The organism is Citrobacter sp. EC_71, from assembly GCF_019584005.1.
GTDB classification, from domain to species: domain Bacteria; phylum Pseudomonadota; class Gammaproteobacteria; order Enterobacterales; family Enterobacteriaceae; genus Citrobacter; species Citrobacter werkmanii.
The window spans coordinates 42,119-66,247 of sequence record NZ_VDAY01000006.1; the positions used below are offsets into that span (position 1 = coordinate 42,119).

Consider the following 24,129-nt stretch of genomic DNA (forward strand, 5'->3'; position numbering starts at 1 on the left):
ACATTTTCCTTAATTTTTGTTAGGTTCAGACACATCGCTGGCATGGGTCTGGAGGTATTTCAACAACGTACGTTCTTCCACCGGATTCAGTCGGTAATAGGTGGACATCGCTTTCAATCCGGCGATCCAGCCGTTGGCGGTATATCGGGTCGTAGGAGGAGTGCTATGACAGGCACTACAGGTGGATTGCAGCATTTGATCCGAATATTCCCAGATCGGTGCAATATCGCTGATAAGCCCCTGGGCAGAGGTCCAGGCGGTCACGCTCACCTGCTGCCATTGCTGGTGTGAGTCAGGATCGACCTGAGTTTGCAGCACTTTGACGTTAGCCATCAGAGAGTCATCCAGCACGGCCGAGAACACACGCTTACCCATATACTGGGTTATCACCCGCCCGCGTCCTTTACTTTCACGCCAGCCCGTCAGTTCAAGCTGCACGTTGCTGCCCTCTTTTTGCAGCACTTTGACCTCGGTGGCAGGAAATAACAGCGCTTTACCTGCGGGGCTTCCGGCCGTTGCCGTCAGTGCTTTTTCGCTTAACGAGAACAGCATGCTCGCATTCGATAAAGACGCTCCCTGCTGCTGCAACTGCTTATAGCGATCGCGGAAACCGCTGCTCATATCGGGTTTGTGATGGGCAATACCTTTATGGCAATCAATACAGTTGCTGTCTTTTGCCGCCGCCGCGGTCATTTGCGCCGCCGCATTCGCAGATTGTTTGCCGTGATCCATCGCCTCATAGCTGTGGCAAGATTTACATGCCGCCGAATTGTTAGCGCTCATTCGCGCCCACTCTCGCTGAGCCAATTCCGCTCGTTTTGCGGCAAATTTTTCCGGGGTATCAATCGAAGGAGAGATAAAGGTGTGGTAGAGGTCGTTTAAGGCTTCCGTTTTACGAACCAGCGTCGGGACGATCCCTGGCGGAATATGACAATCCTTACACTCAGCACGCACTCCAGAAGCATTGCGAAAATGCACGCTGGTTTTATATTCCTCTCCTGGTGTACGCATCGAGTGACACGATAAACAAAATTCGGTGGTACTGGTGTAATGAACGCCTTGCCACGTCCCCCAAATTGCAAGGGCCATTGCTACTGCCCCGACGAATGCGCACCACAGTGCGTTCTTTTTTATCCACGACATGCTTGCCTCCATTTTTTTAATAGCGACACGCTAAGCGATCATAAAAATCAAAAATAGAGACAGCAAAAGCAGCTTATAGGAACAGCATCTACTCTATGAGGTGCATCAAAGCGGAAAGAAGAGAAGCTCGTAATATAGTGCGTATTATACATAAGGAATTTCTCATGCTAACACTGACTCTCGATAGAGAAAGCCGTACCCCGCTGCAATTGCAGATATTTCAATTTTATTTCCAGGCCATTCAGCGCGGTGATTTGCTTTGTGGAGATAAACTTCCCTCTATTCGCGAGCAGGCGCAGGTATTAAACGTTGCCAAAATAACGGTCGTGATGGCCTATGATAAGCTCATGGCCGCGGGATTAATTAAGAGTCGACAAGGTATCGGCTACGAGGTCATCTTCACCACACCTGTACGCACAACGCCAGCAATCGTGCCCGTCGCGCAGGGTTCCCCGCCGATGAAACCTAAAGCGGCTGGGATCCCCACCGATGTTTATGTAGAGCCTGGACGAGAGTGCTATTGTCAAATGAGCGTTCCCGATCCCAATGCTTTTCCCTGGTCAAGCTGGCGCAAATGGAATAACGCCCCCAGCATCCTCAAGGAACAATTATTTACCCGATATCATTCACCAAATGGATTATTTTCACTGCGTGAACAATTGGTCAGATACCTTAATTTATCTCGCGGTATTAATACTCGAGCAGAGAACATCATTATTACTAACGGGATTCAGGAAGGACTATCACTGCTCACTCAACTCTTTATTAACCATCATACTTTCAGTCAGCAAAAAAAGTGCCATATTGTAACCGAGTCCCCTTGTTATTCGGGTGCCTGGCATCTGTTTAATTATTACGGCGCAGACATTACGCCAATTGCCGTCGATAACCACGGGCTGCAAACAGATAATTTACCGGAATATGCCACCCAGCTTTGTTATGTTACTCCAGCACATCAGTATCCGCTGGGTAGCGTCCTGTCACTGGAGCGGCGTCAGGCATTATTAACATGGGCGCAGCGCGTCGGCGCTTACATTATTGAAGACGATTACGATGCCGTTTTTACCTATGGAGAAAATCCCCTTCCCGCGCTGAAAGCCATGGATTATCACAACCGGGTTATCTATATGGGGACATTTTCCAAAACACTGGGGCCAGGAGGACGTCTTGGCTATCTGATTTGCCCTGACGAACTGCTTTCGGCCGTACAGAATATGAAAGCGCTCAATAACAACGGGAGCCAGTGGTTGTTGCAGCAATTTTTGGCCGAATTAATGCAAAATCAGGTGTTTTATACGCATATCAGCAAGCTGGCCTGCAATTATGCGGCACGTCTTACGCTATTACGCGACGGCCTGTCCGCGTTGTTTCCGGAAGGGAAAATCGCTGGAGCAACGGCAGGTCTGCACCTCTCTTTACGCATTGCCTGGTCCCCCGAAACTATCGCCAGGCTGCAACAACGCTGCCTGCTGGCCGGGATTCGTTTTGATACCCTGCCAGATATAGAGAATGGCTCAGAAGCCGCATGGCGTAAGGAGAACAGCGATGCAGTCATGTTTTTTGGTTTTGGTGGATTGCAGATACAGCAGATAAAAAGAGTCCTGGCAGTACTGGAACAGGCGCTATCGCAGCCTTGATGGATTACAGGGATCGAGCCTGCCGCTCAATCCCTGTTGTTCGCCTTACAGCAGATCGCGAAACTGCGTTTGTTTCAGCGCCAGCTCAACGCCACGGACTTCCGCCAGGCCTTTCAGACGACCAATCGCAGAGTAGCCCGGGTTGGTTTTCTTATGCAAATCATCAAGCATCTGGTGCCCGTGATCGGGGCGCATCGGGATTGGACGTAGATCGCCCGCCTGTTTACGACGCTGCTCTTCGCTCAGAATCGCCGCCACCACCGATACCATATCCACATCACCCTGCAAATGCGCACCTTCGTGGAAGGTTTTCGGGTTATCTTCACGGCAAGTTGAACGCAGATGCGTGAAGTGAATACGATCGCCAAAAGTTTCAATCATTTTCACCAGATCGTTATCGGCGCGTACGCCGTAGGAGCCGGTGCACATGGTGAAACCGTTATTGATGCTGTCGACGGTGTCTTTCAGCCACTGCATATCTTCAATGGTCGAAACGATGCGCGGCAGGCCGAGGATCGGACGCGGCGGATCGTCCGGGTGCACGGCAAGACGGACGCCGACTTCTTCTGCCACTGGCACTATCGCCCGCAGGAATACCGCCATATTATTGCGCAAATCGTCTTTACTGATGCCGTCATATTCAGCAAGGCGCGCACGGAACTGATCCAGGGTATATCCCTCTTCGGCACCGGGCAGACCTGCAATAATATTGCGCGTCAGTTTTTCAATATCGGCTTCGCTCATGGCATTGAAATAGTCCAGCGCCTGGCGTTGTTCTTCCGGGGTGTAATCTGCTTCGGCCCCAGAACGTTTGAGGATATGCAGCTCAAAGGCAGCAAAAGCGATCTGGTCAAAACGCAGCGCTTTGGAGCCGTCCGGCAACTGATATTCGAGGTCAGTACGCGTCCAGTCGAGGATCGGCATGAAGTTATAGCACACGGTATCGATGCCGCAGGTCGCCAGATTACGGATACTCTGCTGATAGTTAGCAATCCACGTTTGATACTGACCAGAGTGCGTTTTGATATCTTCGTGGACGGGGATACTTTCCACCACTGACCAGGTCAGCCCTTTTTCAGCCAGAATAGCCTGCCGCTTTTTAATCTCTTCTACCGGCCAGACTTCACCGTTGGCAATGTGGTGCAAGGCGGTCACAACACCCGTTGCGCCAGCCTGACGCACATCATCAAGCGATACTGGATCGTTAGGTCCGTACCAACGCCAGGTTTGTTCCATTGTTTCACCTCACAAGTTGTTATACCAAATTAAACTCACTTAATGACGACTACCATACAGGCATCTGGGCGAGGATCAACGAATCCGCGATGATTGGTTGATCCAGCTCACATTCCCCGGATAAATGAGGCACACCAATTCAATTTGCTGTCATATAACTTTATACTGCCATTGTTAATTAATGGTTAATCAGGTGTATTGAATGAAAACTATTGCCTCAGCGCCGCTCGCGAAAAATGTCATGATGCCGCAGTACGATCGCCAACAATTAAAAACGCGGATTGTGCATTTTGGTTTCGGTGCTTTTCACCGCGCCCATCAGGCATTACTGACCGACCGGGTACTGAATGCACCGGGTGGGGACTGGGGAATTTGCGAGATAAGTCTGTTCAGCGGCGATCGGCTAATGAGTCAGCTTCGCGAGCAGGATCATTTATTTACCGTGTTAGAAAAAGGGGCGAATGGTAACCAACCGATTGTTATTGGCTCCGTCAAAGAATGCCTGAACGCCACGCTGGATTCACTGGCAGCCATTATCGAAAAATTCTGTGAACCTCAGGTAGCGATTGTCTCGTTAACGATTACGGAAAAAGGCTACTGCATCGATCCGGCAACAGGCTCGCTGGATCTTTCTCATCCACGCATTGTTCATGATCTACAAACTCCGGCTGAACCACACTCCGCACCCGGTATTATTGTTGAAGCGCTGCACCGCCGACGTGAACGCGGGCTGCAACCTTTTACCGTCCTCTCCTGCGATAATATCCCGGACAATGGCCATGTGGTAAAAAACGCCGTACTGGGAATGGCGGAGAAACGCTCACTTGAGCTGGCACACTGGATCCAGGAACATGTCAGCTTCCCGGGTACCATGGTGGACAGGATTGTTCCTGCCGCTACCGAAGAGTCACTGGCTGAAATCGCCCGCGAGCTGGGAGTGGCCGATCCCTGCGCAATCAGTTGTGAGCCCTTTATCCAGTGGGTGATTGAAGACAATTTTGTGTGTGGTCGTCCGCAGTGGGAAACCGCCGGCGTACAAATGGTTGAAAACGTTCTGCCGTGGGAACAAATGAAACTGCGGATGCTGAACGGTAGTCATTCGTTTCTCGCGTATCTCGGCTATCTGGCTGGGTTTCAGCACATCAGCGACTGCATGCAGGACAGCGCATTTCGTGAAGCCGCCTACCGCCTGATGCTCAACGAACAGGCACCTACGCTGCAAATCACCGATGTTGATTTAGACCAGTATGCCGCTAACCTGCTGGAGCGCTTTGCCAACCCGGCGCTGAAGCATAAAACCTGGCAAATCGCGATGGATGGTAGCCAAAAATTACCCCAGCGTATGCTGGAAGGGATCCGCGTACATTTAGCACGGCGCAGCGAGTGGCCGCTGCTGGCGCTTGGCGTCGCAGGCTGGATGCGTTACGTGAGCGGAGTGGATGATTCAGGTGCGGCCATTGATATTCGCGATCCATTGAGCGAGAAAATCGGCGCGCTTGTGGAGCAGAGTACAGACTCAGAACGCGTCAGCGCCCTACTTTCTCTGCATGAGATTTTCGCCACCGATCTCGTACAGAATCCGCAGTTTGTTGCGGCTATTCAACTCGCCTGGCAACGTATTGCCCAATATGGTGCGCATCAGGCTGTCATTGAGACGTTAAAAAGTTAACGATTTCTGCCATTAATCAGGACGAAGCACGTCTTCGTCCTCTCACCCCTTCTCTTTTTCCCCGTTTTTCGCCAGGATTGTTAAATGCCATTACGGCAATTTATGATTCTGGAGTAAATGTGACTAAAACCAATCTCATCACCGGTTTTCTCGGCAGTGGCAAAACCACCTCTATTCTTCATTTATTGGCAAACAAAGATCCCGCAGAGAAGTGGGCCGTACTGGTCAATGAGTTTGGCGAAGTAGGTATTGATGGCGCCCTGTTAGCCGACAGCGGCGCATTGCTGAAAGAGATCCCCGGCGGCTGTATGTGCTGTGTTAACGGCCTGCCAATGCAGGTTGGCCTCAATACGTTGTTGCGTCAGGGAAAACCCGACCGACTGCTCATTGAACCCACCGGACTCGGACATCCCAAACAGATTCTGGATTTACTCACCGCGCCGGTTTACGAACCGTGGATTGATTTGCGCGCGACCCTTTGTATTCTTGATCCGCGCCAGCTACTGGATGAAAAAAGCGTCGCCAATGACAATTTCCGCGATCAGCTGGCTGCCGCCGATATCATCGTCGCCAACAAAGCCGACCGCGCCACAACGGAAAGCGAAAACGCCCTGCAAACCTGGTGGCAGCACTATGGCGGCAATCGTCAGTTGGTTCATGCCGATCATGGAAATATTGCTGGCCAATTACTGGATTTGCCCCGACTAAACCTGGCGCAGCTTCCCGCAAGCGCCGAGCACGCCCATAGTCATGCTGACAAAAAAGGGCTGGCGGCGTTAAGTTTGCCCGCACAACAGCGCTGGCGTCGCAGCCTGAACAGCGGTCAGGGTCATCAGGCCTGCGGCTGGATTTTTGACGCCGATACGGTGTTCGATACCATCGGCCTGCTGGAATGGTCGCGCCTTGCCCCCGTAGGGCGTGTAAAAGGAGTCATGCGTATAAAAGAGGGTCTGGTGCGCATTAACCGTCAGGGAGAGGACTGGCATATTGAGACGCAAAACGTCGCTCCGCCGGATAGCCGTATTGAACTCATCTCCGATACTGACACCGACTGGAATACGTTACAGAGCGCATTGTTGAGACTTCGTTTAGACGGTAGCGCGTAAGGTTGCCTTCGTTTTATAGCAATGGTAAACGACGATGAAAACCCGATACCCTCTTATTCTTCTGCTCAATATTGCAGGTATAGCGCTGTTTCTGTCCTGGTATATTCCCGCCGGGCACGGGTTCTGGTCCTCACTGGATACGGGCGTTTTCCGTTTCTTCAACCAGAAGCTGGTTGAAAGCCCGCTGTTCCTGTGGATTGTTGCGATCACTAATAACCGGGCATTTGATGGCTGCTCGTTGTTGGCGATGGGCGCACTGATGCTGCACTTTTGGCTGAAGGATACGACGGAAGGTCGCCGGCGTATTGTGGCTATAGGTCTGGTGATGCTGCTCACCGCAGTGGTATTAAATCAGTTGGGCCAGGCGCTTATTCCGGTTAAACGCGCCAGTCCTACGCTGATGCTGGATAATATTCATCGCGTCAGCGAACTGCTGCATATTCCAACCAAAGATGCCTCCAGAGACAGTTTTCCTGGCGATCACGGCATGATGCTGCTTATTTTTTCCGCATTTATGCTGCGTTATTTCGGAAAAGTTGCAGGTATAATCGGCCTTATTATCGCTGTGGTTTTTGCCTTTCCGCGTGTAATGATCGGCGCTCACTGGCTCACCGATATCGTGGTCGGCTCCATGACGGTTGTGCTGATTGGTTTGCCCTGGTGGCTAATGACGCCATTAAGCGATCGTCTGGTCACGCTGTTTGTGAATTATCTGCCCGGCAAAAACAAACAATTTTCAAACAAATAACGCAAAATAATTAACATCATCAGGGATACTTCTGATTCCCTGATGATGCCGACCAATATTCCATCATTCTGATTGTCATTCTCCTGTCATCTTATTCATGTTTAGAATGAATGACTTGCGTATTTTTTGCGCTAATTGTTCTTAATTTAGCCAATGCCGTTTATTCACTTTCTGTATCAATTTTTCTTATAAGAAATCACATAAAATCTCTCGCAATGACTGGGGCGATCGGGTAACCTCGAACTCGTTTTGCCTCGCTGGACAATTATTGCCTTTCTGAATAAATTTGTGCGTTCTGCCACAGATTTGACCTTAAGGAATTGTCTCATCGTGCGATGGTAATTAGTCTCGTCACGTTTGGCATTTTTTATAACGATATTTATCGTTAAGGACTTCAAGGGAAAACAAACAAAATGGTCAAATCTCAACCGATTTTGAGATATATCTTGCGGGGCATACCCGCGATAGCAGTTGCGGTTCTGCTTTCCGCATGTAGTACCACGAACACCGCCAGGAATATGCATTCTGAGACGCATGCTGTGGGCAATGGAGATAACTCTTCACTGCAAGCCTCTCAGGATGAATTTGAAAATATGGTCCGTAATATCGATGTTAAATCGCGTATTATGGATCAGTATGCTGACTGGAAAGGCGTGCGTTACCGCCTTGGCGGCAGCACCAAAAAAGGTATTGATTGCTCCAGCTTCGTACAGCGTACGTTCCGTGAGCAGTTTGGTTTAGAGCTTCCGCGCTCAACCTACGAACAACAGGAAACAGGTAAATCCGTTTCGCGTACTAATCTGCGCACAGGCGATCTGGTTCTGTTCCGCGCTGGCTCCACAGGCCGTCACGTCGGTATCTATATCGGCAACAACCAGTTTGTTCATGCCTCGACCAGCAGTGGCGTTATCATTTCCAGCATGAACGAGCCTTACTGGAAAAAACGTTACAACGAAGCGCGCCGGGTTCTGAGCCGCAGTTAATTTCGTTTGGCAGCTATCCCTTGGCTATCCTGATGAGACATATCAAAAGCACTGCTTCGGCGGTGCTTTTTTGTTTCGCCTCTCGACTAAGAAAAATCTCACAACATGGACCGTTTCAGGTTATATTCATACAGAATAAGCGGTTACTACAGGTAAACATAAGGAACTATGTTCAGACGCAGCTCTTCATCCGGTCGGAAAATCCTGCTTTCCTGTATGTTAACGGGACTAATCGTCGCATTTCTCGTGAGTACCCTGCAATTTTTGGTCACCTGGCATAAACGAGAGGTTAAGTACGAAACGCTGCTTGCCGATATCCAGAATTATGTCAGTAGTTACTTTGCAGATCTCAAAACCACCACCGATGCGCTTCAACCCCTGCTGGAAAAGAACTGCCAGCAAGTCGCTGCAAAACTTACCTCCAGTGCGGCTTTTAACCTCAACGTTCGTGCTTTTTTGCTGGTAAAAGACGGTATTGCTTTTTGCTCCTCCGCAACAGGCGCAATGAACGCCCCCATTATGTCGCTGATCCCCAAGCTGAATATCAACAAAGATGTTGATGTGGAAATACTTTCCGGTACGCCCATGATGCCGGATAAACCAGCGATAATGATTTGGCACCGCAATCACTCACTCCATAACAGCGGCGTATTTTCTTCACTGAATATCAACCTGGCACCCTATCTGCTTTATACCGCCCGCGAAGATAATTTTAATGGTATTGCCGTTATTGCTGGCGACACGGCTATTTCAACATTTTCATCCCGAATTATGGACGTCTCTGCGCTACCTAACACGCCATGGCGCCAGGCGACGCTTAAAGAGGTGCCGCTGAAGATTCGTTTGTATGCGCAAGAGTGGACGTACAACGACATCTGGTACGCGATTATGTTGGGATGTATGGCCGGGATTATCACCGGGGTTCTCCTCTGGTATTACATCTTCACTATCCGGTTACGCCCTGGTAAAGATATCCTCCACGCTATCAAACATAATCAATTTTATGTGGTGTACCAGCCCGTCGTAGAGATGCAAACGCTGGAGGTAAAAGGTGTTGAGGTGTTATTACGTTGGCATCATCCATCAACGGGTGAGATCCCCCCGGATGCCTTCATTCATTACGCAGAATCGCAGCAAATGATTGTCCCGCTGACCCAACATCTCTTTAAGTTGATAGCGCAGGACGCCCCGACGCTGCAAAAAGTGTTTCCTGCTGGCGCCAAACTGGGGATTAACATCGCACCAACGCACCTGCAGGGCGAGAGTTTTAAAGACGATATTCGACGACTGCGCGCCTCGCTTCCCGCGAACCATTTTCAGTTAGTGCTGGAAATCACTGAACGCGATATGCTCAATCAACACGAGGCGACACAGCTATTTGAATGGCTACACTCTGTTGGCTTTGAAATTGCTATTGATGATTTCGGCACCGGTCATAGCGCGCTTATCTATCTGGAACGCTTCACCGTTGACTACCTGAAAATCGATCGCGGGTTTATTAACGCCATCGGCACAGAAACCCTGACCTCTCCGGTTCTGGACGCCGTGTTGACACTCTCTAAGCGTCTTAATATGCTGACGGTTGCTGAAGGGGTAGAAACACCTGAGCAAGCTCGTTGGCTGCGCGATCGTGGAGTACATTTTTTCCAGGGATACTGGGTTAGCCGACCGTTAAAGCTTGCTGATTTCGTGCGTTGGATGGCGCAGCCCAATAAGCCAACGTGGTGATCGCAGTTTGCGATTCATATACTCTTACTCGCCGCCACACCCCTTATCTCTCAGGCATGATGCCCGTCGGGTTGTGACAGGAAAAGGAAAGCGCTTTTATATGATCCCTCGCCTACTGCTGCTGTTTATCGCCCTCATCGGGTTTAGCGTCCAGGCGCAATCCATCAAAGAAAGCTATGCGTTTGCCGTACTGGGCGAACCGAAGTATGCGTTTAACTTTAACCACTTTGATTACGTCAACCCGGCCGCCCCCAAAGGCGGGCAAATCACCCTCTCTGCGATTGGTACGTTCGATAACTTCAACCGCTATGCAATGCGTGGCAACCCCGGCGCGCGTACAGAAACGCTATACGATACGCTATTTACCACCTCTGACGACGAGCCTGGCAGCTATTACCCGCTCATTGCCGACAGCGCGCGCTATGCTGACGACTATTCCTGGGTAGAAATCGCTATTAATCCGCGGGCGCGTTTTCATGATGGATCCCCCATTACCGCCAGCGATGTCGCCTTCACCTTTCACAAATTTATGACTGAAGGCGTGCCGCAGTTTCGCCTCGTCTACAAAGGCACAACGGTAAAAGCCATTGCACCGTTAACCGTGCGTATTGAATTAGCCAAACCGGGCAAAGAGGATATGCTCAGCCTGTTTTCATTACCCGTGATGCCTGAGAAATACTGGAAGGATCATAAACTCAGCGATCCCTTATCTTCCCCACCGCTTGCCAGTGGCCCGTACCGTATCACCCAGTGGAAAATGGGCCAGTATATTGTCTATTCGCGTGTCAAAGATTATTGGGCCGCGAACCTGCCCGTTAACCGCGGGCGCTGGAACTTTGATACCATCCGCTACGATTACTATCTTGATGACAACGTCGCCTTTGAAGCGTTTAAGGCCGGTGCGTTTGATCTGCGTCTGGAGAATGATGCCAAAAACTGGGCGACACGTTATACCGGCAAAAATTTCGCAAATCATTACATCATCAAAGATGAGCAGAAAAACGAATCCGCACAGGATACGCGTTGGCTGGCCTTTAATATTCAGCGTCCGGTATTCAGCGATCGACGCGTACGTGAAGCCATCACGTTGGCCTTTGACTTTGAATGGATGAATAAAGCCCTGTTCTATAACGCCTGGAGCCGGACAAACAGCTATTTTCAGAATACCGAGTATGCCGCAAAAAATTACCCCGATGCGGATGAACTGGTGATACTCGCGCCATTGAAAAAAGATCTCCCCCCTGAGGTCTTCAGCCAAATTTATCAGCCGCCGAAATCAACAGGTGATGGTTACGATCGGGACAACTTATTGAAAGCCAATACCTTACTGGAACAGGCTGGCTGGGTACTAAAGGGACAGCAGCGCGTGAACAGCACCAGCGGTAAACCCCTGAGCTTCGAACTGTTGCTCCCGGCGGGCAGTAACAGCCAGTGGGTACTGCCGTTCCAGCACAACCTGCAGCGCTTAGGCATCACCATGAACATCCGCCAGGTTGATAATTCGCAAATCACGAACCGTCTGCGCAGTCGCGACTATGACATGATGCCGAGGTTGTATCGCGCGATGCCGTGGCCGAGTTCAGACCTGCAAATTCTGTGGGCCTCTGAATACATTGACTCCAGCTACAATGCGCCCGGCGTGCAAAGCCCGGTGATTGATAAATTGATCAATCAAATCATCGCGGCGCAAGGTGATAAAGCCAAACTGATCCCGCTGGGACGGGCGCTGGACAGGGTATTAACCTGGAACTACTACATGTTGCCAATGTGGTACATGGCCGAGGATCGTATCGCCTGGTGGGATAAATTTTCACATCCTGCTATTCGCCCAATTTACACCATCGGCCTCGATAACTGGTGGTATGACGTCAACAAAGCGGCGAAGCTACCCGCAGCCAGACGGCAGGGAGAGTAAATGGGCGCTTATCTGATTCGACGTCTGCTACTGGTGATCCCGACGCTCTGGGCCATCATCACCATTAACTTTTTTATCGTGCAAATTGCCCCAGGCGGTCCCGTTGAGCAGGCCGTCGCCGCTATTGAGTTCGGGCAAAGTGGAGCCTTACCCGGCGCGGGCAGCGAAGGCGTTCGCGCCAGCCACGCGCAAACCGGCGTGGGTAACATCAGCGACAGCAATTATCGCGGAGGCCGCGGTCTTGACCCGGAAGTGATTGCAGAAATCACCCGCCGCTACGGGTTCGATAAGCCTATTCATGAGCGTTACTTCAAAATGCTCTGGGACTACATTCGTTTCGATTTCGGCGACAGCCTGTTCCGTAGCGCTTCGGTGCTGACGCTTATAAAAGACAGCCTGCCCGTTTCCGTCACGCTGGGGCTGTGGAGCACACTCATCATCTATCTGGTGTCGATACCGCTAGGTATCCGCAAAGCGGTTCACAATGGCAGTCGATTTGATGTGTGGAGCAGTGCATTCATTATTATTGGCTATGCCATCCCGGCATTTCTGTTTGCGATTTTGCTGATCGTCTTTTTTGCCGGGGGAAGCTATTACGATCTGTTCCCGCTACGCGGGCTGGTTTCCGCTAATTTTGACACTCTCCCCTGGTATCAAAAGATCACCGACTATCTCTGGCATATTACCCTGCCGGTGCTGGCGACGGTGGTTGGCGGGTTTGCCGCGCTGACCATGTTGACCAAAAACTCATTTCTGGATGAAGTCCGCAAACAATATGTCGTCACCGCGCGCGCCAAAGGAGTAAGCGAGAAAAACATTCTATGGAAACATGTGTTTCGCAACGCGATGTTGCTGGTGATAGCAGGTTTCCCGGCAACGTTTATCAGCATGTTTTTTACCGGCTCGCTGCTGATTGAAGTCATGTTCTCGCTTAACGGACTGGGGTTACTGGGGTATGAATCCACCGTATCACGCGACTACCCGGTGATGTTTGGCACGCTCTATATCTTCACCCTGATCGGACTGCTGCTGAATATTCTCAGTGATATCAGCTATACGCTGGTCGATCCCCGTATTGATTTTGAGGGACGCTAATGTCGCGATTAAGCCCCGTCAATCAAGCCCGCTGGGCGCGTTTTCGCCATAACCGCCGCGGCTACTGGTCGCTGTGGATTTTTCTGGTGTTGTTTGGCCTGAGCCTGTGTTCCGAACTGATTGCCAACGATAAGCCGCTGCTGGTGCGCTATGACAGCAGTTGGTATTTCCCTCTGTTCAAAAACTACAGTGAAAGCGACTTCGGCGGACCGCTGGCGACCAAAGCTGATTATCAGGATCCCTGGCTACAGCAGCGCCTGGAGAAGCAGGGCTGGATCCTGTGGGCGCCCGTACGCTTTGGCGCCACCAGCATTAACTTTGCCACCGATAAACCCTTCCCTTCCCCACCTTCTGCACAAAACTGGCTGGGGACGGACGCCAACGGCGGCGATGTGCTGGCGCGTATCCTGTACGGCACTCGTATCTCGGTCCTGTTTGGTTTAATGCTGACCCTGTGTTCCAGCGTGATGGGCATCATGGCAGGTGCTATTCAGGGCTATTATGGCGGCAAGGTGGACCTGTGGGGACAGCGATTTATTGAGGTTTGGTCTGGTATGCCGACGCTGTTTCTAATCATTCTGCTGTCGAGCGTGGTTCAGCCCAACTTCTGGTGGCTGCTGGGCATTACCGTGCTGTTTGGCTGGATGAGTCTGGTTGGCGTGGTACGTGCGGAATTTTTACGTACCCGAAACTTTGATTACATTCGTGCCGCGCAGGCGCTCGGCGTATGCGATCGCAGTATTATTCTGCGTCATATGCTACCCAACGCGATGGTCGCCGCCCTGACTTTTTTACCGTTTATATTATGCGCCTCGATCACCACCCTGACCTCGCTGGATTTTCTCGGATTCGGCTTACCGCTTGGCTCGCCATCGTTGGGAGAGCTCCTGTTACAAGGTAAAAATAACCTGCAGGCGCCGTGGCTTGGGATCACTGCGTTCATCTCCGTTGCCCTGCTTTTATCGCTACTGATCTTTATTGGTGAAGCGGTACGCGACGCGTTTGATCCCAATAAGGCGATTTAAAATGACACAACCTCTGTTAGCTATTGAGAATTTATCGGTAGGTTTTCGCCAACAAGAGACCGTGCGCACCGTGGTCAACACTCTCTCATTGCGGGTTGATGCCGGGCAAACGCTGGCGCTGGTGGGCGAATCTGGCTCAGGGAAAAGTGTGACCGCGCTTTCTATTCTGCGCTTATTACCGTCCCCTCCCGCGGTTTATCTTGCCGGTGATATTCGTTTCCATGGTGAATCATTGCTTCACGCCAACGAGCAGACGCTTCGCAGCGTACGAGGGAACAAAATCGCCATGATTTTCCAGGAGCCAATGGTGTCACTAAACCCGCTTCACAACCTGGAAAAACAGCTTTACGAGGTGCTGTCGCTGCATCGGGGAATGCGTCGCGAGGCCGCCCGAGCAGAGATTCTGACCTGTCTGGACCGCGTCGGGATCCGTCAGGCGGCCAAACGTCTCGCAGATTACCCGCACCAGTTGTCTGGCGGTGAGCGCCAACGTGTAATGATCGCCATGGCGCTGTTAACGCGGCCAGAACTGCTGATTGCCGATGAACCCACCACCGCGCTGGATGTCTCCGTCCAGGCACAGATCCTGCAATTGTTACGGGAGTTACAGCGAGAGCTGAATATGGGATTACTGTTCATCACCCATAACCTCAGCATTGTGAAAAAGCTGGCCGATACCGTGGCGGTCATGCAAAACGGCCAGTGCGTGGAGCAAAATCGTGCCGCACAGTTGCTCTCTGCGCCCTCGCATCCGTACACGCAGAAATTGTTAAACAGCGAACCTTCCGGTGATCCGGTTCCCTTACCAGTAGGGCAAGCCCCCCTGCTGGAAGTGGAAAAACTCCGCGTCGCCTTCCCTGTCCGCAAAGGTATTCTAAAGCGCGTAGTAGACCATAACGTCGTGGTTAGCGACGTCAGTTTTTCCCTCCGCCCCGGTGAAACGCTGGGGCTGGTCGGTGAATCAGGATCCGGGAAAAGTACCACCGGACTGGCGCTACTGAGGCTAATCACATCGCAGGGAAGTATTGTGTTCGATGGCCAGGCGTTGCATACCTTAAATCGTCGCCAGCTGTTACCCGTACGTCACCGCATTCAGGTGGTATTTCAGGATCCTAACTCCTCGCTAAACCCGCGCTTAAGCGTGCTGCAGATTATTGAGGAGGGACTACGCGTTCATCAACCGACACTTACTGCCGAACAACGCGAAGCGCAGGTGAAAGCGGTAATGACGGAAGTGGGGCTTGATAGCGAAACGCGGCATCGATATCCCGCGGAGTTTTCCGGTGGTCAACGTCAGCGCATAGCTATTGCCCGGGCGTTGATTCTAAAACCTTCGCTGATCATTCTGGATGAGCCGACATCCTCACTCGACAGGACCGTACAGGCGCAAATCCTGATGTTGTTAAAGTCCTTACAGGAAAAGCATCGTCTGGCCTATATTTTTATCAGCCATGATTTGCATGTCGTACGCGCGTTATGCCATCAGGTTATTGTGCTAAGGCAGGGAGAAGTTGTGGAACAGGGGCAATGCGAGCACGTATTCAACGCGCCACAACAGGCCTATACGCGTCAGCTGCTCGCGCTAAGCTGACGCTCAAAATGGATTGTTATTTGAAAAAGGTTCTGCAATTGCTACGCCGAAATTTTTCAGTCTGCAGGTCGCAGCAAACTCATCCTGACGATTCACAAACAGGCACGGCTCCCCTTCGCATTCCAGCACGGAACAAGGAACCTCAATATCACTGAGGGCCTGGCTGAGTTTATGCATAACTGACCACGCGCTATCACCATCCGGGCTGAGCAATTTGAGCGCCACCAGGCTGTTCTCATTGCTCTGGCCATTCTGCGGAATCGGTTCAACTTTCGAACCTGCGAAACCCACCGACCAACGATAGCACTGCGGCAGACGATGAACGATTGAGAGTTGTAATGTCATCACTTTCTTTCCCTGGAAGCACAATCACTTCACAATTATTTTACATCAATATTAACACATCATTGACAAAACGTCTTTAAACAGTTGGTAAACGTTTACACCCATGTCCATATGCTACTTTCCGAACCAGGTATTTAAATTTATTCAATGGTTCTGGCAAATTTCCGGGCTATATGTACTCGTTTCTGCGATCTAACTCAACCTTTATAACTACAATGATGTGACTTTTTACATAAATTGATTTTACATAAAATAAACATAAGCAGGAGAATTGATAGATTTGCGGTTGATATACATCAACTCTGGAGGCCTTATGACCTCCATGTTGTGTATTAGATCACCGTTTTTTAGCGCGACTGGCGTAGAGATAGAAGAGAATAGAGCTGGTGGCGCAAAACGCTATCGACCAAATCATCGGCCAGGCCGAGTTAAAGGTCGCCAGTGACAACAGTGCCCCAACAATAGCGCCAATGCCAAAGCGGAACGTCCCCGCCAAAGATGATGCCGTTCCCGCCATGTGTGGGAATTCATCCAGGATGACCGCCATCGCATTAGATGACACCATCGACACGCAGCCGACAAATGCCGCCACGCCCACCACCAGCGCCCAAAAACCTACCCCGAACAACGCACTGAAAACCATCCAGCCCGCCATCACAAACTGGATCCACAGCCCTGTACGGAACATATTCAATGCCCCTACGCGACGGACAAAGCGGCTGTTGATAATGGTCATCACGAACAGGAAAACAATATTCAGCGCGAAGTAGTAACCGAAATGCTGCGGTGAAACATGGTTAATCTCGATGTAGACAAAAGGCCCGGCGCTAAGGAAAGAAAACATGCCGGCAAAGCTGAACCCGCTGGCCAGCATATAGCTTAGTACGCGCTTATGACGAAACAGCGAGGCAAAGTTGCCCAGAGTAGTGCGCAAGCGAAATGGCTGGCGACGCTCTACGGGCAACGTTTCTTTGATCAGCGTAAAGATCATCACTGAAGCCAGAATAGCCGCCACAGCGAGGATCCAAAAGATATAGTGCCAGCTCAGCCATACCAGCACCCAACCGCCCACAATGGGCGCCAGCAATGGCGCTATGGTGGTGACCAACATGACAAATGACATCATGCGCGAAAACTCTTCCTTTGGATAGATATCGCGCATCAGAGCGTTGATAACTACGCTCGCTGCCGCAGCCGCCAGACCATGGAAGAAACGCATTATGATCAGTTGATCGATAGTTTGCGCCAGCGCACAGGCAACTGCTGCCGCCGCAAACACCAGCGTTCCGCCCAGTATTACCGGTTTACGCCCAATGCTGTCTGCCATTGGACCATACAGCAGCTGCCCCACCGCAAAACCTAAAATATAGGTACTGAGGGTCATCTGCGCGCTACCGGCAGGCACCCCAAACTGCTCAGAGATAACAGGCAGCGCCGGAAGATACATATCAATCGACAACGGCATCAGCATGGCTAACAAGCCAAGGATAAAGACAATGGCAATTGACGAGTTCTGCCGGGTGGTCACATTTAGCTCCTGAGATTAACGCGGGGTTAAGTTAACGCTGGCAATTTCTTCTTCAGTTAATGGACGGTATTCACCTGGCTCAAGATCATCATCGAGCTTAATGGCGCCGATCCGTTCACGGTGCAGTTCTACAACGTGGTTCCCCACGGCGGCAAACATCCGTTTCACCTGATGATAGCGCCCTTCGCTGATGGTCAATCGCACCTGAGTTGGCGTAATGACTTCCAGCACGGCCGGCTTTGTCAGGTCTTTTTCGTTATGTAGTTGTACACCACGGGCAAACTGCTCGGCGGTATCATCCGCCACCGGCGATTCCAGCGTCACCAGATAGGTTTTCTCACAATGGTGACGTGGTGAAGTGATGCGATGCGACCACTGACCGTCATCGGTCATCAGCACCAGTCCGGTGGTGTCGATATCCAGACGCCCTGCCGCATGTAATTTGTGGGCGACGGGTTCATCAAGGAAATAAAGAACCGTCGGGTGATCCGGGTCATCCGTTGAACAAACATAGCCCTGAGGCTTATTCAGCATAAAATAGCGCGGGCCATTTTGTTGAATCAGGGAATTGCCGTCATATTCGACGTCATGTTCTGGCAGCAGCTTAAAGGCGCTATTTCTGACGATTTCACCGTCGACGGTAACGCGGTTAGCACGGATCTCACGCCCGGCAATAGCGCGGCTGACGCCGAGTTGCTGAGCGATAAATTTATCAAGTCGCATGAGTGTGATTTTTGCCTGTAAAAATACGAGAATCGGGTTTGCGCCCGAAAAGTGGGACTGTTATCCGCCCAGTATAGCGGCGTTACACCATCCCTCAAGGGAAATGATTCATGGCATACTATTCATTGTTACTGTTTACCTTAGTGAGCCCATGATTTTTACTCTTCGCCCGTACCAAAAAGAAGCCGTGGACGCCACGCTCAACCATTTTCGCCACCACCGCACGCCGGCGGTTATCGTCCTGCCCACTGGCGCAGGCAAAAGCCTGGTGATAGCGGAACTGGCCCGCGTGGCGCGTGGTCGCGTGCTGGTACTGGCGCACGTCAAAGAGCTGGTCGCGCAAAACCATGCCAAATATTGCGCGTTGGGGCTGGAGGCCGATATTTTTGCCGCTGGGCTGAAGCGTAAAGAGAGCCACGGGAAAGTGGTATTCGGCAGCGTACAGTCGGTGGCGCGCAATCTGGACGCCTTTCAGGGAGAGTTTTCCCTGCTTATCGTCGATGAATGCCACCGCATCAGTGATGATGAAGAGAGTCAGTATCAGCAAATCCTCACTCACCTGACCAACGTCAATCCCCACTTACGCCTGCTCGGGCTTACCGCCACGCCTTTTCGTCTGGGTAAAGGGTGGATTTACCACTTTCATTATCACGGAATGGTGCGCGGCGATGAAAAAGCGCTGTTTCGCGACTGCATTTATGAATTACCGCTGCGTTACATGATTAAACACGGCTATCTGACGCCGCCGGAACGCCTCGACATGCCGGTCGTGCAGTATGACTTCAGCCGTCTGCAGGCGCAGAGTAACGGCCTGTTCAGCGAGGCGGACCTTAATCGGGAATTAAAGAAGCAGCAGCGAATCACGCCGCATATCATCAGCCAGATTGTCGAGTTTGCCCAGTCGCGCAAAGGGGTGATGATTTTCGCCGCCACCGTTGAACACGCCAAAGAAATTCTGGGCCTACTGCCTGATGACGATGCCGCGCTTATCACCGGAGATACGCCAGGCGCGGAGCGTGACGTGCTGATTGAAGAGTTCAAAGCCCAGCGTTTTCGCTTTCTGGTGAATGTGTCGGTCCTGACTACCGGCTTCGATGCCCCGCACGTCGACCTTATCGCTATTCTGCGCCCGACTGAATCAGTCAGCCTGTACCAACAAATTGTTGGTCGAGGACTGCGCCTGGCCCCAGGTAAAACCGACTGTCTGATCCTCGATTACGCGGGCAATCCCCACGATCTGTACGCCCCGGAAGTAGGCGCGCCGAAGGGAAAAAGCGACAACGTGCCGGTGCAGGTGTTCTGTCCTGCCTGCGGATTTGCCAACACCTTTTGGGGCAAAACAACGGCTGACGGTACGCTGATTGAACATTTTGGTCGCCGCTGCCAGGGATGGTTTGAAGATGATGACGGCCATCGCGAACAGTGCGACTTTCGTTTCCGTTTTAAAAATTGCCCGCAGTGCAACGCGGAAAATGACATTGCTGCCCGCCGCTGTCGTGAATGCGATACGGTGCTGGTCGATCCGGATGACATGCTAAAAGCGGCGTTGAGGCTAAAAGATGCGCTGGTCCTGCGCTGTAGCGGGATGGTGTTACAAAATGGCCAGGATGAGAAAGGCGAATGGCTAAAAATCACCTATTACGATGAAGACGGGGCCGACGTCAGCGAACGTTTTCGTCTACACACTCCTGCGCAGCGTACAGCATTCGAACAACTGTTTATTCGCCCTCACACCCGAACTCCCGGTATTCCCTTACGCTGGATAACCGCCACCGATATCCTCGCCCAGCAGGCGCTATTGCGCCATCCTGATTTCGTGGTTGCGCGTATGAAAGGTCAGTACTGGCAGGTGCGTGAAAAGGTCTTCGATTATGAAGGTCGCTTTCGCCGGGCACATGAATTACGCGGTTAATTGTACTTTTGATTGATGTACCAGCCGTTTGAGTATAGAATCTCGCCCGCTTTTGCATACGCAAAGCAGATCACTTACCTGTTGCTGGGTCGCCTGTAGCAGGAATTATTAAAGAGAGATTTAAATGTTTACTATCAACGCTGAAGTACGTAAAGAGCAGGGTAAGGGTGCGAGCCGCCGCCTGCGTGCCGCTAACAAGTTCCCGGCAATCATCTACGGTGGCGCAGAAGCCCCGATTGCTATCGAACTGGATCACGATGCAGTTATGAACATGCAAGCTAAAGCTGAATTCTACAGCGAAGTTCTGACCATCGTTGTTGACGGTAAAGAAGTTAAAGTTAAAGCTCAGGCTGTACAGCGTCACGCTTTCAAGCCGAAGCTGACTCACATCGACTTCGTTCGCGCGTAATCGCCTGGAAGTTGAAGAAAACCCCGCCTCGGCGGGGTTTTTTTATGGGATTCTGTTGGCGCTAAAGATAGATCACGCAGGGCCGGATAAGGCGTTTCCTCCCCCACCCGGCAAACGGTTTTATTTCCCGCCCGACGTGCGGCGCTGGAGCTGGTCGCGCAGGTTCGGCGGCGTACCTTTGATGGTTAACGTGTCCGTCGCCGGATCCCAGAAAATACGCTCGCCCAGCAGCATGGCGTCAAAATTAATGGTTAACCCACCGCCGCTGCCGGCAAATTTGGTTAACTGGCGCAGCGTACTGCGATCCGCCGGGAAGCTCTCTTCCAGCTCATACCCTTTATCAGCGGTAAATTCGCTGAAGCTGACTTCACTGACGCCGGAAAGCTCTTTAGACAGCGATTCCAGCTCAATCTCTTCACCGGCCTGAAGTTGCTCGTTACAGTAGCTGTAGACCTGCTGACGCACGTTCTGGCGCTCGGCTTTATCCAGTTGCGCCTCATTGGTAAAGTCATCAAGCGCCTGCAGCAAGCCACGGTTTTGCGCTTTGGCGTTCAGACCTTCGCTGGCGCCGAGAAAGTCCATGAAGAAATCGGCGACTTTGCGCCCGACCCGCCCTTTCAGGAACGTCAGATAGCGTGTGGACTCCGGATTGGTTTCCCACTCGGTTAAATCAATACGCGCCACGATGTCCGCATGATTGATATCCAGATAGTGCGTCGGGTTGATATCCAGATTTTCATTGACGCGCATGCTGCTTAAATTGTTCAGCACGGCAACCAGCAGATACTCTACCGCCAGATAGCGGTAATGGCAGAACAAGACAATACCACCATCGGCAAAAGGATATTTCGCCAGCTCGTCCCGCAAACGCCCTGTCGCGGCACGGCTAAAGGCCAGAAAATCCTCTTCACCCTGACGCTGTAAACGCAGCGTTTGCGCCAGCTCGCTCTCTTCGCTGAACAGGCCATAGGCTTTATTCTTGGCGCTATACACCCGATGCAGTTCAGCCATCATATCGACAACGGTCGCTGTCGGTTCCAGTAATGAATCGCGCAAGACCAGCTCAAGGTTTTGCTCATCACGTTTGATAAGCTGGTGCAGGGCAATCTGGTTGATATCCAGACTCATGATAAACTCTCCTTTTAGACCGGGCGGTATTCAACCACCTGCCGGGCAGTGACGCAATAGAAGATAAAAAAGCAGAAAAAAAACTGTCCGTACGGTAATATGTTGCCCTTTCATGAACAGACTGATTTCGATTTATGCCACAAATTTCCCGCTATAGTGACGAACACGTTGAACAACTGCTGAATGAGATGCTCAACGTACTGGAAAAACATAAGGCGCCGACCGATCTTTCCCTGATGGTACTGGGAAACATGGTGACTAACCTTATCAATACAAGCATCGCACCGGCCCAGCGCCAGGCGATTGCCAACTCTTTTGCCCGCGCATTGCAGTCTTCGGTAAACGACGACCAAGCGCATTAAGAGCCTGCTCCGGGGAAACGAACAACAGTTTATGGTAACTCATCGTCAGCGCTACCGTGAGAAAGTCTCCCAGATGGTTAGCTGGGGGCACTGGTTTGCTTTGTTCAACATTCTGTTGGCCATGGTACTCGGTAGCCGTTACCTGTTTGTCGCCGACTGGCCGACTACGCTTGCAGGGCGCGTTTATTCCTACCTGAGCGTTGTCGGGCATTTTAGCTTCCTGGTGTTTGCCACCTATCTGCTGATCCTGTTTCCCCTGACGTTTATCGTCATGTCCCAGAGGCTGATGCGATTCTTATCAGCTATCCTGGCGACGGCCGGCATGACGCTGTTGTTAATCGACAGCGAAGTTTTTACCCGCTTCCACCTGCATCTCAACCCGATCGTCTGGGAACTGGTCATTAACCCTGACCAGAATGAAGCGGCGCGTGACTGGCAACTGATGTTTATCAGCGTGCCGGTTATTCTGTTAATCGAAATGCTGTTTGCGACCTGGAGCTGGCAAAAGCTGCGCAGCCTGACGCGTCGTCGCCATTTTGCGAAACCCTTAGCAGCATTCTTCTTCGTTTCCTTTATCGCCTCGCATGTGGTGTACATCTGGGCAGACGCCAATTTCTATCGCCCTATTACCATGCAACGCGCGAACCTGCCGCTCTCCTATCCGATGACGGCACGTAAGTTTCTGGAAAAACATGGTCTGTTGGATGCGCAAGAATATCAACGCCGCCTGATCGAGCAGGGAAACCCGGAAGCAGTTTCCGTACAGTACCCGCTCAGCGACCTGCGCTACCGCGATATGGGAACCGGCCAGAACGTTCTGCTGATCACCGTAGACGGCCTGAACTACTCGCGTTTTGAAAAACAGATGCCAGCGCTGGCTGAATTCGCTGGGCAGAATATCTCCTTTACGCGTCACATGAGCACAGGCAACACCACAGATAACGGGATTTTTGGCCTGTTCTATGGCGTGTCCCCAAGCTACATGGACGGCATTTTGTCGACCCGAACGCCTGCGGCGCTGATCTCTGCACTGAACCAGCAGGGGTATCAGTTGGGGCTATTCTCCTCGGATGGCTTTACCAGCCCGCTTTATCGCCAGGCGCTACTGTCAGATTTCTCTATGCCGAGCGTGCAAACGCAGTCTGACGAGCAAACCGCAAGTCAGTGGATTAATTGGTTGGGTCGCTACGCACAGGAAGATAACCGCTGGTTCTCCTGGGTCTCCTTTAACGGAACGAACCTGGATGACAGCAACCAGAAGAACTTTGCCAAACGCTACGCCAATGCCGCTCAGGATGTGGATGCCAACATTAACCGGATCCTTAGCGCCCTGCGCGACTCCGGTAAACTGAACAACACGGTGGTGATTATTACTGCTGGTCGGGGCGTGCCGCTGACTCAGGAAGAGAACAGCTTTGCGTGGTCGCGCGGCCATCTGCAGGTTCCTCTGATTATTCACTGGCCGGGAACACCTGCTCAGCGCATCAATAGCCTGACCGATCATACAGACCTGATGACGACGCTTATGCAACGTCTGCTCCACGTCAGCACGCCAGCTAACGAGTACTCGCAGGGCCAGGATTTGTTTAATGCAACCCGCCGCCATTACTGGGTTACCGCCGCCGACGGCAGCACGCTGGCGATTACCACGCCAGAGATGACGCTGGTGCTTAACAACAACGGTAATTATCAGACGTATGATTTACACGGTGAGAAGATAAAAGATCAGAAACCGCAGCTGAGCCTGCTGCTGCAAGTTCTGACGGATGAGAAGCGATTCATTGCTAACTGATTAATTATAAATCAGTTAGCAAGCCATCCTCTTGCATTCGCGGTGGAAAGCAGT

20 protein-coding genes are annotated in these 24,129 nt (G+C 51.5%); 14 read left to right on the forward strand and 6 right to left on the reverse strand.

Going from position 1 to position 24,129, the window contains the following annotated elements:
• Nucleotides 1–9: 9 nt before the first annotated feature.
• Nucleotides 10–1,143, reverse strand: coding sequence for a pentaheme c-type cytochrome TorC (gene torC, locus FHD02_RS08020; RefSeq protein ID WP_137371484.1), 1,134 nt, complete (start codon nucleotides 1,141–1,143; stop codon nucleotides 10–12).
• Between the two features lie 164 nt (nucleotides 1,144–1,307).
• Between torC and FHD02_RS08025 the strand changes: the two genes are divergently transcribed.
• Nucleotides 1,308–2,780, forward strand: coding sequence for a PLP-dependent aminotransferase family protein (locus FHD02_RS08025; RefSeq protein ID WP_137371485.1), 1,473 nt, complete (start codon nucleotides 1,308–1,310; stop codon nucleotides 2,778–2,780).
• A gap of 45 nt (nucleotides 2,781–2,825) precedes the next feature.
• Here FHD02_RS08025 and uxuA read toward each other — a convergent pair whose 3' ends face one another.
• Nucleotides 2,826–4,016, reverse strand: coding sequence for a mannonate dehydratase (gene uxuA, locus FHD02_RS08030; protein WP_042307270.1), 1,191 nt, complete (start codon nucleotides 4,014–4,016; stop codon nucleotides 2,826–2,828).
• Between the two features lie 202 nt (nucleotides 4,017–4,218).
• Here uxuA and FHD02_RS08035 point away from each other — a divergent pair, with 202 nt between their 5' ends.
• From FHD02_RS08035 to yejF, 9 genes are all read left to right on the forward strand, one after another.
• Entirely contained in the window at nucleotides 4,219–5,685 is a 1,467-nt protein-coding gene (locus tag FHD02_RS08035; protein WP_137371486.1) for a mannitol dehydrogenase family protein, read from the forward strand.
• Between the two features lie 119 nt (nucleotides 5,686–5,804).
• Nucleotides 5,805–6,791: a GTP-binding protein gene (locus tag FHD02_RS08040; protein ID WP_042307267.1), complete on the forward strand. Its 987-nt coding sequence runs from the start codon at nucleotides 5,805–5,807 to the stop codon at nucleotides 6,789–6,791.
• 34 nt (nucleotides 6,792–6,825) lie between these two features.
• Nucleotides 6,826–7,539 (forward strand): phosphatase PAP2 family protein, encoded by a 714-nt coding sequence (locus FHD02_RS08045; protein ID WP_042307265.1) that lies wholly within the window; start codon nucleotides 6,826–6,828, stop codon nucleotides 7,537–7,539.
• 413 nt (nucleotides 7,540–7,952) lie between these two features.
• Nucleotides 7,953–8,522: a bifunctional murein DD-endopeptidase/murein LD-carboxypeptidase gene (gene mepS / locus FHD02_RS08050; RefSeq protein ID WP_003027474.1), complete on the forward strand. Its 570-nt coding sequence runs from the start codon at nucleotides 7,953–7,955 to the stop codon at nucleotides 8,520–8,522.
• 168 nt (nucleotides 8,523–8,690) lie between these two features.
• Nucleotides 8,691–10,250 (forward strand): cyclic di-GMP phosphodiesterase, encoded by a 1,560-nt coding sequence (locus FHD02_RS08055; protein ID WP_220393792.1) that lies wholly within the window; start codon nucleotides 8,691–8,693, stop codon nucleotides 10,248–10,250.
• A 100-nt stretch (nucleotides 10,251–10,350) separates the two neighbouring features.
• A complete protein-coding gene (locus FHD02_RS08060; RefSeq protein WP_042307261.1) occupies nucleotides 10,351–12,165 on the forward strand; it encodes an extracellular solute-binding protein in 1,815 nt (604 codons plus the stop codon).
• Nucleotides 12,166–13,260, forward strand: coding sequence for a microcin C ABC transporter permease YejB (locus tag FHD02_RS08065; RefSeq protein WP_137360920.1), 1,095 nt, complete (start codon nucleotides 12,166–12,168; stop codon nucleotides 13,258–13,260). It begins immediately after the preceding gene.
• Entirely contained in the window at nucleotides 13,260–14,285 is a 1,026-nt protein-coding gene (locus tag FHD02_RS08070; protein WP_137371487.1) for an ABC transporter permease, read from the forward strand. The genes FHD02_RS08065 and FHD02_RS08070 overlap by 1 nt, the downstream gene beginning before the upstream one ends.
• Nucleotide 14,286: 1 nt before the next feature.
• Nucleotides 14,287–15,876 (forward strand): microcin C ABC transporter ATP-binding protein YejF, encoded by a 1,590-nt coding sequence (gene yejF / locus FHD02_RS08075; RefSeq protein WP_137360922.1) that lies wholly within the window; start codon nucleotides 14,287–14,289, stop codon nucleotides 15,874–15,876.
• 3 nt (nucleotides 15,877–15,879) lie between these two features.
• Here the strand turns inward: yejF and FHD02_RS08080 are convergent, their stop codons facing one another.
• The 3 genes from FHD02_RS08080 to rsuA form a co-directional block, all read right to left on the reverse strand.
• The gene (locus FHD02_RS08080; protein ID WP_029139605.1) at nucleotides 15,880–16,224 is read right to left on the reverse strand and encodes a YejG family protein; all 345 of its coding nucleotides are present in this window, start codon (nucleotides 16,222–16,224) and stop codon (nucleotides 15,880–15,882) included.
• Between the two features lie 334 nt (nucleotides 16,225–16,558).
• A complete protein-coding gene (locus tag FHD02_RS08085; protein ID WP_061382085.1) occupies nucleotides 16,559–17,749 on the reverse strand; it encodes a Bcr/CflA family multidrug efflux MFS transporter in 1,191 nt (396 codons plus the stop codon).
• A 15-nt stretch (nucleotides 17,750–17,764) separates the two neighbouring features.
• A complete protein-coding gene (rsuA, locus tag FHD02_RS08090) occupies nucleotides 17,765–18,472 on the reverse strand; it encodes a 16S rRNA pseudouridine(516) synthase RsuA (protein ID WP_061382086.1) in 708 nt (235 codons plus the stop codon).
• A gap of 151 nt (nucleotides 18,473–18,623) precedes the next feature.
• Here rsuA and FHD02_RS08095 point away from each other — a divergent pair, with 151 nt between their 5' ends.
• Nucleotides 18,624–20,384 (forward strand): DEAD/DEAH box helicase, encoded by a 1,761-nt coding sequence (locus FHD02_RS08095; protein ID WP_137360923.1) that lies wholly within the window; start codon nucleotides 18,624–18,626, stop codon nucleotides 20,382–20,384.
• 124 nt (nucleotides 20,385–20,508) lie between these two features.
• Nucleotides 20,509–20,793 carry a 50S ribosomal protein L25 gene (rplY, locus tag FHD02_RS08100; RefSeq protein ID WP_006683755.1) on the forward strand — a complete coding sequence of 95 codons (285 nt, stop codon included), beginning with the start codon at nucleotides 20,509–20,511 and terminating at the stop codon, nucleotides 20,791–20,793.
• Nucleotides 20,794–20,913: 120 nt separating this feature from the next.
• Here rplY and yejK read toward each other — a convergent pair whose 3' ends face one another.
• Nucleotides 20,914–21,921, reverse strand: a complete 1,008-nt coding sequence (yejK, locus tag FHD02_RS08105) for a nucleoid-associated protein YejK (RefSeq protein ID WP_048234884.1) — start codon at nucleotides 21,919–21,921, stop codon at nucleotides 20,914–20,916.
• 134 nt (nucleotides 21,922–22,055) lie between these two features.
• Between yejK and FHD02_RS08110 the strand changes: the two genes are divergently transcribed.
• Both FHD02_RS08110 and yejM read left to right on the forward strand, forming a co-directional pair.
• Nucleotides 22,056–22,283: a YejL family protein gene (locus FHD02_RS08110; protein WP_003027506.1), complete on the forward strand. Its 228-nt coding sequence runs from the start codon at nucleotides 22,056–22,058 to the stop codon at nucleotides 22,281–22,283.
• Nucleotides 22,284–22,314: 31 nt separating this feature from the next.
• A complete protein-coding gene (gene yejM, locus FHD02_RS08115; RefSeq protein ID WP_042307247.1) occupies nucleotides 22,315–24,075 on the forward strand; it encodes an LPS biosynthesis-modulating metalloenzyme YejM in 1,761 nt (586 codons plus the stop codon).
• Nucleotides 24,076–24,129: the final 54 nt, after the last annotated feature.

Excerpts from the sequence above, each read along its gene's own strand:
- torC (WP_137371484.1), bottom strand. The coding sequence starts at position 1,143 with ATGTCGTGGATAAAAAAGAACGCACTGTGGTGCGCATTCGTCGGGGCA.
- FHD02_RS08025 (WP_137371485.1), top strand. The coding sequence starts at position 1,308 with ATGCTAACACTGACTCTCGATAGAGAAAGCCGTACCCCGCTGCAATTG.
- uxuA (WP_042307270.1), bottom strand. The coding sequence starts at position 4,016 with ATGGAACAAACCTGGCGTTGGTACGGACCTAACGATCCAGTATCGCTT.
- FHD02_RS08035 (WP_137371486.1), top strand. The coding sequence starts at position 4,219 with ATGAAAACTATTGCCTCAGCGCCGCTCGCGAAAAATGTCATGATGCCG.
- FHD02_RS08045 (WP_042307265.1), top strand. The coding sequence starts at position 6,826 with ATGAAAACCCGATACCCTCTTATTCTTCTGCTCAATATTGCAGGTATA.
- mepS (WP_003027474.1), top strand. The coding sequence starts at position 7,953 with ATGGTCAAATCTCAACCGATTTTGAGATATATCTTGCGGGGCATACCC.
- FHD02_RS08055 (WP_220393792.1), top strand. The coding sequence starts at position 8,691 with ATGTTCAGACGCAGCTCTTCATCCGGTCGGAAAATCCTGCTTTCCTGT.
- FHD02_RS08060 (WP_042307261.1), top strand. The coding sequence starts at position 10,351 with ATGATCCCTCGCCTACTGCTGCTGTTTATCGCCCTCATCGGGTTTAGC.
- FHD02_RS08065 (WP_137360920.1), top strand. The coding sequence starts at position 12,166 with ATGGGCGCTTATCTGATTCGACGTCTGCTACTGGTGATCCCGACGCTC.
- FHD02_RS08070 (WP_137371487.1), top strand. The coding sequence starts at position 13,260 with ATGTCGCGATTAAGCCCCGTCAATCAAGCCCGCTGGGCGCGTTTTCGC.
- yejF (WP_137360922.1), top strand. The coding sequence starts at position 14,287 with ATGACACAACCTCTGTTAGCTATTGAGAATTTATCGGTAGGTTTTCGC.
- rsuA (WP_061382086.1), bottom strand. The coding sequence starts at position 18,472 with ATGCGACTTGATAAATTTATCGCTCAGCAACTCGGCGTCAGCCGCGCT.
- FHD02_RS08095 (WP_137360923.1), top strand. The coding sequence starts at position 18,624 with ATGATTTTTACTCTTCGCCCGTACCAAAAAGAAGCCGTGGACGCCACG.
- rplY (WP_006683755.1), top strand. The coding sequence starts at position 20,509 with ATGTTTACTATCAACGCTGAAGTACGTAAAGAGCAGGGTAAGGGTGCG.
- yejK (WP_048234884.1), bottom strand. The coding sequence starts at position 21,921 with ATGAGTCTGGATATCAACCAGATTGCCCTGCACCAGCTTATCAAACGT.
- FHD02_RS08110 (WP_003027506.1), top strand. The coding sequence starts at position 22,056 with ATGCCACAAATTTCCCGCTATAGTGACGAACACGTTGAACAACTGCTG.
- yejM (WP_042307247.1), top strand. The coding sequence starts at position 22,315 with ATGGTAACTCATCGTCAGCGCTACCGTGAGAAAGTCTCCCAGATGGTT.